At 69.5% G+C, this 8,437-nt stretch carries 7 protein-coding genes; 3 read left to right on the forward strand and 4 right to left on the reverse strand.

The genetic code is table 11. The features are described 5' to 3' along the window. Positions 1-8 precede the first annotated feature (8 nt). Positions 9-1,874 (reverse strand): primary-amine oxidase, encoded by a 1,866-nt coding sequence (locus tag ACIHAO_RS41630; RefSeq protein WP_396567627.1) that lies wholly within the window; start codon positions 1,872-1,874, stop codon positions 9-11. A 114-nt stretch (positions 1,875-1,988) separates the two neighbouring features. On the opposite strand from ACIHAO_RS41630, the gene ACIHAO_RS41635 reads away from it, so the two are divergent. The 3 genes from ACIHAO_RS41635 to ACIHAO_RS41645 all read left to right on the forward strand — a co-directional run bounded on the left by ACIHAO_RS41635 (position 1,989) and on the right by ACIHAO_RS41645 (position 4,963). After that, complete coding sequence (locus ACIHAO_RS41635) at positions 1,989-2,708, forward strand: SDR family NAD(P)-dependent oxidoreductase (protein ID WP_396567629.1); 720 nt, start codon at positions 1,989-1,991, stop codon at positions 2,706-2,708. A gap of 14 nt (positions 2,709-2,722) precedes the next feature. Continuing rightward, entirely contained in the window at positions 2,723-3,523 is an 801-nt protein-coding gene (locus ACIHAO_RS41640) for an SDR family NAD(P)-dependent oxidoreductase (RefSeq protein WP_396567631.1), read from the forward strand. A gap of 390 nt (positions 3,524-3,913) precedes the next feature. Beyond that, on the forward strand, positions 3,914-4,963 hold the full coding sequence (locus ACIHAO_RS41645; RefSeq protein WP_396567633.1) for a hypothetical protein: 1,050 nt from the start codon (positions 3,914-3,916) through the stop codon (positions 4,961-4,963). A gap of 79 nt (positions 4,964-5,042) precedes the next feature. Here ACIHAO_RS41645 and ACIHAO_RS41650 read toward each other — a convergent pair whose 3' ends face one another. From ACIHAO_RS41650 to ACIHAO_RS41660, 3 genes are read right to left on the reverse strand one after another with little or no spacing between them, the layout of a single operon-like run. Next, on the reverse strand, positions 5,043-5,738 hold the full coding sequence (locus tag ACIHAO_RS41650) for an ABC transporter ATP-binding protein (protein WP_396567635.1): 696 nt from the start codon (positions 5,736-5,738) through the stop codon (positions 5,043-5,045). Continuing rightward, positions 5,735-7,438, reverse strand: coding sequence for an ATP-binding cassette domain-containing protein (locus ACIHAO_RS41655; RefSeq protein ID WP_396567637.1), 1,704 nt, complete (start codon positions 7,436-7,438; stop codon positions 5,735-5,737). The genes ACIHAO_RS41650 and ACIHAO_RS41655 overlap by 4 nt, the downstream gene beginning before the upstream one ends. Beyond that, complete coding sequence (locus tag ACIHAO_RS41660; protein ID WP_192744586.1) at positions 7,425-8,285, reverse strand: branched-chain amino acid ABC transporter permease; 861 nt, start codon at positions 8,283-8,285, stop codon at positions 7,425-7,427. Before ACIHAO_RS41660 ends, ACIHAO_RS41655 begins: the two co-directional genes overlap by 14 nt. Positions 8,286-8,437: the final 152 nt, after the last annotated feature.

The raw sequence follows: 8,437 nt of genomic DNA on the forward strand, positions 1-8,437 counted from the left end.
GGTAGGTCCTAGTGCTCGTGGGCGGAACAGTGATCGTCGGAGGCGCCGGAAGGCAGGTCCAGTGCCGGGTTGCGGTCCAGGAAGCCGTAGGGACGCAAGGAGAAACCGGAGTAGTCGACCGGCATGACCGGCCAGTCCTCCGGACGCGGGATGTGGGTCGGGCCGAAAACGTGCCACAGCACGAGATCGGTGTCGACGAGATCGCGGTCGGCGGCGGTCCAGGAGGGGAGACCCGCTCCGCCCGGATGCGCGTTCGGCCGGTCGCCCGCCGGGAACCGTTCGTCCGGGCGGTACGGCGTCGCCCACAGGTGACGGGTGGCGAAAGTCGCCCGCTGGTGGACGGTCGATTCAGGCTGCGCCATCAGGGTCGCGGACGGCCTCGGCACGAGCTGGTACGCCGTCGGCGAGCCGAGCCGGTTGGTCCGCTCCGCGCTGCGGATCTCCCAGACGCGGGCCTTGGCCGGATCCGCGTGCCGCTGTGCTTCCCGTTCGGTTCGGAGGGGGGTCTCCTTCCAGGTGAAGGCGTTCCCGTACGGGTTCTTCTCGCCCATCGGCACCCGCTCGACGTCGACCTCGACGAGCGAGTTGCGTTCGCCGTCGATCGCCACGTCCAGCCGCGCGCAGAACAGGTGCTGGTGCACCGGCGCGAACAGGCCGGGCGCGATCTCGTTGGCGTGCGGATGGTCCGTGCCGGGGTGCGCGGCGCCGGCGAACACGATGCCGGTGGCCTTCGCCTCCAGTTCCACGGTGCCGTCGAGGTAGAGGTACCAGAAGAAGCCGTAGTCGTAGTTGCCGATGGTGGAGATCGACGAGATCACCAGCCGCCGCGACCGCCGCACCTCGGCGCGGCCGGCGAGATCCGTGTGCTTCCAGAGGATCCCGTAGTCCTCCTCGTGCATGCAGATCGCACGCGGGATCTCGACCGGGTGGCCGTGGTCGTCGGCGACGAACGCGGGGAAGTAGTGGATGACGCCGAGGCAGTCGCAGCCCAGCCGCAGGTCGTTGCCGTTCTTGCCGAGCAGGTACTCGCCCGCGTCGAAGTAGCTGATCCAGAACCGGCCGGGTGCGGTGTCGCCGTAGGGCACCACCATCTCCGGCACCGAGGCCCGGTGGAGCACCGAGCGGTCCTGGAACGAGATCTGGTGCAGGGTCAGACCCTCGCGGGCGTTGAAGCCGACCCGGAGCTTCCAGCCCTCCCAGGTGACCTCGTTGCCGTCGACGGTGAAGCTCGGACCCTCCGGCTGGGTGATCTCGATCGGCTTGAGGGTGGCGCGGGCCGGGACACCGTCGTAGCGACCGTGCTCCGGCGGGACGGGCACGTCGCCTTCGTCCTCCACCCGGATGACGCGCTGCCCGGTCAGATCGATGTGCACGATCAGGCCTTCGACCGGATGTGCCCAGGGGCTGTCGGATTCGTCGTCGCGCAGGAACGTCAGCGAGCGGATGACCCGGCCGGTCTCGTCGGGCCTGCCGAAGAAACCGGGGGCCAGTGGAGCGCAGAAGGCTTGCCCGATCCGGTCACCGAGACCGCGCCGCTCCATCGCGGCCTGCCATTCCGGCGACGCCTTGGTGATCGACGCGGCGAGGTCGTACTCCTCGAAAAGGTACGCCGGCTGGCCGTCGCCGCAGTCCTCAGTGGAGACCACTTCGCGTTTCGCCAGCGAAACGACCACGTCGCGCGCCTGGCCGGTCGCGGTGTCCAGCAGCGTGTACTGGACGCGGCGGTCGGGGGCGGCGTCGCCCTTCTCCGGCTCCACGGGAAGCACGGCAGGGAACCGCGTGGTCTCGGTGAGCAGGCCCTCGCCGGCCAGGATCGCGCGGCCTGCGGTGAGTTCGTCGGCGGTCAGCGGGTCGAGCGGATGTGGCCTGGTCATACTTCGCAGTCTTGCCGGTCCGCCCCCGGCTGAAAAGGCCGCCGTGCGGCCGCGGACAAGAAGGGTGCACTGACGGCCAACCTCCGCGAAAGGTCCGGGCCGGAGGATGGCGCCATGCGACTGGATCTCGCGGGCAAGGCCGTGCTGGTGACCGGCGCGGCGTCCGGTATCGGCCTTGCCTGCGTCGACGCCTTCCTCGCCGAGGGGGCCCGGGTCGGCGCCGTCGACCGGGCACCCGTGCCGACACTCGCCGACGGTCTCCTGGCGGTTCAGGCCGACGTGACCGACGAGCCGTCGGTGGCCGCCGCTGTCGGCGCCGTGGCCGACCGGTTCGGCGGGCTCGACGTCGTGGTCGGCTGCGCCGGGATCTCCGGACCGGTGGGGACACCGGTCACCGAAACCTCGGCGGCGGACTTCGCCGCGCTCATGGCGGTCAACGTCACCGGCCAGTTCCTGGTGGTCAAACACGCCGCGCCGTGGCTCACCGCGTCGGGTGGCTCGGTGGTCCTGCTGGCCAGCGACTCGGCGTTCACCAGCGCGCCCGGCATGGTGCCGTACTGCGCTTCGAAGGGAGCCGTGGTCGCGATGACCAGGGCACTCGCGGTCGATCTTCCCGGCGTCCGGGTGAACTGCGTCTGCCCCTCGGTGGTCGACACCCCGATGGCGCGCGGCGATCTCGGCGATGTCCTCGACGATCCCGCGTTCCCGGTGCAAGCTCCTGAAGAAGTCGCCTGGCAGGTGCTCCATCTCGCGTCCGCGCGCTCGCGGGCGGTCAACGGCCAGGCCGTGCTCGCCGACTTCGGCGTCTCGGCCCGTTCCGGTTTTCCCGCTTAGAAAGGACTCCGCAAGTGAAGAAGGTTGTCGCGATCACGGGTGGCGGTACCGGTATCGGTGCCGCGGTGGCCCGCCGGTACGCCGACGAGGGTGCCCAGGTGGTGGTGCTCGGACGGCGGCGCGAGCCGCTGGAGAAGGTGGCCGCCGAAACCGGCGCGCGCGTCATCGCGTGTGACGCCAGCGATCGCGAAGCCGCCGAGAACGCCGCGGCGGAGATCGTCGGCGAGTTCGGCAGGCTGGACGTCGTGGTGGCCAACGCCGGCGGGCACGGCCTGTCCTCGGTGACCGACACCGGCGACGAGGAATGGGAACTGGCCCTGCGCTCGAACCTCTCCAGCGCGTTCGTGTTCTGCCGGGCCACGCTGCCGTCGCTGGTCGAAACCGGTGGACAGGTGGTCATCGTGTCGTCGCTGGCCGGGCTGTTCGCCGGGCCGAACGTCGCCGGCTACACCGTCGCCAAGCACGCGCTGATCGGCCTGACGCGCTCGATCGCCCGCGACTACGGGCCGAAGGGCGTCCGCGCGAACGCGGTCTGCCCCGGCTGGGTGCGGACCCCGATGGCGGACGGCGAAATGGACCAGTTCGCCGAGGCCGCGGGCTTCGACGGCGGTCACGCCGAGGGCTACCGGCGGGTCACCGCCGAGGTCCCGCTGCGCCGTCCCGCCGAACCCGAGGAGATCGCGTCGATCGTGCGGTTCCTGGGGTCTTCGGAGTCTTCGTACATCACCGGTGCGGTGATCGTGGCCGACGGCGGCGCGCACGCCGTCGATCTGCCGACTTTGGCCTTCGAACGGGCGGGCATGGGTTCTCAGTAGTCGCGTGTGAAGGCCCCTTCCCTCAGCCGTGGTTCGAGTGACCAGCCGAGGGAAGGGGCCTTCACGCGGTTCAGGATTTCGTTGGAGACAGCGTCTTGCGCCACCGATTCGCTATCGCGCCGTGCTTGCCATTGAATTGGGTTGGAGCGAGGAAAAACGCTGCCGGTTCATCACCCGGTCGGCGGTTTCACGTCCAGCGACAGAAGGTCAGAGTGGCAATCGGTTGGTGGTAGCCAACGATCGAGGGGGATCGGAAATTTCCTACCGTCATGGATCGTGTGTGGCTGCGGGAATTCGCGCCCCCGGTTCATTCTGGACACCTATCGAGATGGGGAACTCGTGGTAGACAGACGTGTCAGTGCGCTTTCGGCGGTCGGAGTGTCAGGATTGATGCTGACGACATCGATTCTCGGCGCCGCATCGGCGCACGCGGACAGTGCACCGCAATGCACGGCGACGGATCATTGCTACTCGGTCGGGGTCATCGGATCCCAAGCGGAACCCTTGTGGATGAACGCGGTCGGCGCGGATCTCGGTGTCGGATGTTTGCACGTCGACGACCGGGACAACGAGTACGCGAACTGGGAGATGTGGATCCTCACGAACCTCAACGACCCGAAGCTGGACACCTGGGTGGAAGCGGGAATGACTGCGGGAACACTCGACGCTTCGCCTGGGGGAGAGAAGGGTTTTCTCTGGTACTGGGCGGACTCGCGCCCCGGGTCTCCTTACCGCGAGAGTTACATCAAGCCCGCGCGCACGAATGAGTTCGAGAATGTGACGTTCAAATGGGTGCCCGGCAGCGGCGACTGGGAAGTGCGCCAGGACGGCGACCGGGTCGCGGTGTCCGAGCGTAACGGGGCGTATGGTGGACGAGCGGACAATGGACTGGAGGTGACCACGCCGGGTGCCCGGATTGCCGGTGCTTCGACGAACTTTCAATACCAGGACACCGGCAACGTGTGGCACGCCGCGCCCACCTACATCGAGAACGACCGGCCCGACCTCTTTTTCGGCTATACGAATGGGAAGAATGTCGTCGCCGGAACACACAAGCCGTGCGTGAACGAAGTGAGCACGATGACAGGGAGCAACGAGGCGACGCCACCGACACCGGCCGGCCTGTTGGCGGCGGCCAGGAAGCTGGCGAGCCAGAACGGCGAGCCGAACCCCGGGAACATCGAATACGTCGCGACCGGTAGGCAGGCACTCTCAACTCTGGACGGTAGCAGGACGACCTCCGACGACCCCGCGTACTTCGTTCAGATGACCGGTGATTTCGTCGGGCACGCCGCAAAGGTTCCGCGGGGTAGCAAGGCGCCCAGGGGCAACGTGCTGACGTTGACCATCGATGCGACAACCGGGCGAACGCTGGGCTGGTCCATAGCTTTGGCGCCGCACGACCTGTCCCGGTTCGGGACTGTATCGACATTGCGATAGCGCGGGTAGCTACCTGTCCGTGAAGGCCTCCTTGAGGGACCCAGAGTCCCTCAAGGAGGCCTTCACGGACTTCGAACGGTCAGGGTTCGCCGAGGTAGGCCGAATGCAGGGTGCCGGGGGAGTCCAGCAGTTCCTGCGCCGAACCCGAATAGGTGACGCGCCCCGAAGACACCACCAGCGCGTCGCTCGCCACCCCGAGGGCCAGATGCGTGAACTGCTCGACCAGCAGGATCGCCGCGCCCTCCTCGGCGAACCGGGTCACCATCGGCAGCAGCCGCGTGAACACCACCGGTGCGAGACCCAGTGACATCTCGTCGATCAGCAGGAACGACGGCCGCGCGGCGAAGGCGCGGGCCAGCACCACCATCTGCTGTTCGCCCCCACTGAGTAGCGCTGCCGGTGAGTCGCGGCGTTTCTCCAGCTCAGGGAACAGTTCGAACAGTTCGTCGGCCCGCGCGCGGGTGCGCGCGGTCAGCATCAGGTTCTCCAGCACGGTCAGGCCGCCGAACACCGCGCGGCCCTGTTCGATATGCGCCAGACCCCGCCGCGCGCGGGAGACGCGCGACTGCTTCGTGATCTCGTCCGGTCCGATGTGGACGGTCCCCGCGGAGGCGGGCACCACCCCCGAGACGGCCTCCAGCAGGCTGGTCTTCCCGGCGCCGTTGGGGCCGACGAGCGCGGTGATCCGGCCCGGTTCCAGGGTCAGGTCGACGCCGGAGATCACCGGTCCGGCGCCGCGCGTGACCGTCAGCCCCGCTATCCGCAAAGCGTTCACAACAGCTCCGTTTCGCCCATGTACGCCTTGAGCACGGCCGGATCCGCGAGCACCTCGGCCTGCGGGCCGGAGGCCAGGACACGGCCGAAGTCGAGGACGGTGATCGTGTCGCAGACCGAACGCACCAGGTCGAGGTCGTGCTCGATGAGCAGCACCGACACCCCGAACCGGGCGGGAACCTGCCTCAGCCGTTCCCCGAACGCGACGTGTTCCTCGTGTGGAAGTCCCGCGGCCGGCTCGTCGAGGAGCAGGACACGCGGCCGCGCCAGCAGATGCCCGACGACCTCGACCAGCCTGCGCGCGCCGACGTCCACTTGCGACAGTGGGGTGCGGGCGGAGGGGCAGCCGAAGAAGTCCAGTGCCTCGCCGACCTCGTCGGCGGTGAGCCGCCGCCTGGCGAGGAACTTGAGGTACGCCCCGACCGTCAGCCCCGGCGGGACGCGGTCCTGCTGGAACGTCCGGCGCAATCCGGCGCGGGCCCGGTTCGACGGTGACCCGGTCAGCGGCTCGCCGCCGAGTTCGACCCGGCCCTCGGCGTTCGGCAGGAAGCCGCTGATCGCGTCGACCAGCGTCGACTTGCCCGCGCCGTTCGGCCCGATCACGCCGAGCACGCCGTGTTCCGGCACGGATATGTCCACTGAGGACAGTGCGGCGACGTGCCCGAAGTTCACGCTCAGACCGCGCACGGTGAGCACCGGCGGGCCAGGCGCCTTGGCTTCGATGTCCGCGGTCCCGGCGGCGAGGTCGAGTTTCGCCGGTTCCTTCTTGGACCGCCGGTACCAGACGTTCCGCACCGTGGTGCCGAGGTTCCCGCCACTGGCCAGCGCCTGCACCCCGAGCACGCCGAACACCACGAAAGCCCAGTCCTGCGGGACTCCCCAGCGCTTCAGCAGTTCGGGAACGCCGACCCACAGCACCGCGCCGAACACGGCCATGTCGATCAGATGCGCGCCCGACATGATCGCCAGCACGTACAGCGCCAGCGACTGGATCGCGGTGAAACTGGCCGGGAAGGCGAGCCCGACCTGTCCGGTGAGCAGGCCGCCGCTGATCCCGCCGAGGGTGGCGCTCACCGCGAACGCGGTCAGTTTCGACGTCCGCACGCTCGTCCCGGCGGCGGCCGTGCCGCGTTCGGAGAACGCCACCGCCTGCCAGGCGCTGCCCCAGCGCCCGCGGCGCAGGAAGTAGACGGCCAGGCAGCACAGCACCAGCACCACGATGGCGAGCTGGAAGTAGGACCGGTCGTCGGAGAACGCGTCGGGCCGTTCGACCGAGATCCCGCCGGCGACGCCGGGGAACTGGAGCTGCACCAGCGCGAGATCGGCCGCGGCGGCGAGCCCCAGCGTGACGACGGCGAGGTTGATCCCGCGCAGCCGCAACGCCGGGAGCCCGACGAGCACCCCGACCAGCCCGGCGGCGAGACCGCCGAGCAGCAGCCAGGTGAGGAAACCGCCGGGAGCCTGTGCCTCGTTCAGCGCGGACACCGTCCAGGCACCGACCGCGCCGAAGGTCAGCTGGCACAGGGAGATCATGCCGGCGCTCCCGGTGACCACGCCCAGCCCGAGCAGCGAGATCCCGGCGACGACGGCGCTCATGCCGAGGTACACGAAATACCCGTCGAGCCCGACGCTCAGGCCGTAACCCGCCGCGATCGCCACCAACGCGACGACGAACGGCATCCCTCGTTCAGCGAGCCGCATCCCACACCTCCTTGCGCTGCGACCAGAGCAGCAGCGCGACGATCACTGCGAACGGCAGGAAGTACCGCACCACCGAAAGGCCGTCGACCTGCGCGGCGGCACCCTGGATCAGGCCGAGCCCCAGCCCGCCCGCGACGGCGAGGTCGAGACGGCGGAATCCGCCGAGCAGGGCCGCCGCGGCCGCGGGGACCACCAGCATCGCCAGCGAAGTCGCGTCGTTGGACTGCGACGGCGCCACGATCGAGATGACCAGCGTGCTGACCACCCCGGTGACCGCCCAGACCGCGACGCTGAGCCGTTTCGCCGGGATGCCCAGCAGTTCCGCCGTCGTCGGACGTTCCGAAAGCGCCCTGAGCTGGACTCCCGCCGGGGTCCGGCTCAGCACGATCCGGCTGGCCACCGCCACCAGCACCGCCAGCGCGACGGTGACCACGGTGACCTGGCTGATCACCACGCCGCCCACGGTGACCGCCGGTCCGTCGAGAATCGGATGGAACGGCTGCGGTTTGTTGCCGAACAGGATGAACGACAACGAGATCAGCAGGAGCAGCACCGCCACGGTCACCGCCGAGCGGGTGCCGGTGTCCGCCTCGGCGAGCCAGGTGGACACGATCCAGCCGAGCAGCGCGCTGAGCAGCCCGCCGAGCAGGATCCCCGCCACCGTGGCGAGCCACGTCGGCAGTCCCGCGTGGACGGACAGGAACACCGCCACGTAACAGCCGAACATCCCGGTGGCGGACTGGGCGAAGTTCACCACCCGCACCAGGCGCGACATCAGCGTCAGGCAGACCGCCAACACCGCGTACAGTCCGCCGGCGGCCAAGCCTGCCAGCGCTCCCTGCAGCATGAATCCTCCTGTGTGGGGAAGAGAGGGGCAAGTGGCCGTTCGGTCCGGGTGGTGGGGGGGGGGGGGGGGGGGGGGGGGGGGGCCCCCCCCCCCCCCGCCCCCCCCCCCCCCCCCCCCGCGCCCCCCCCCCCCCCCCCCACGCACCTCATGCC

Source organism: Amycolatopsis sp. NPDC052450, assembly GCF_044547565.1.
GTDB lineage: Bacteria > Actinomycetota > Actinomycetes > Mycobacteriales > Pseudonocardiaceae > Amycolatopsis.

Excerpts from the sequence above, each read along its gene's own strand:
- ACIHAO_RS41630 (WP_396567627.1), bottom strand. The coding sequence starts at position 1,874 with ATGACCAGGCCACATCCGCTCGACCCGCTGACCGCCGACGAACTCACC.
- ACIHAO_RS41635 (WP_396567629.1), top strand. The coding sequence starts at position 1,989 with ATGCGACTGGATCTCGCGGGCAAGGCCGTGCTGGTGACCGGCGCGGCG.
- ACIHAO_RS41645 (WP_396567633.1), top strand. The coding sequence starts at position 3,914 with ATGCTGACGACATCGATTCTCGGCGCCGCATCGGCGCACGCGGACAGT.
- ACIHAO_RS41655 (WP_396567637.1), bottom strand. The coding sequence starts at position 7,438 with ATGCGGCTCGCTGAACGAGGGATGCCGTTCGTCGTCGCGTTGGTGGCG.
- ACIHAO_RS41660 (WP_192744586.1), bottom strand. The coding sequence starts at position 8,285 with ATGCTGCAGGGAGCGCTGGCAGGCTTGGCCGCCGGCGGACTGTACGCG.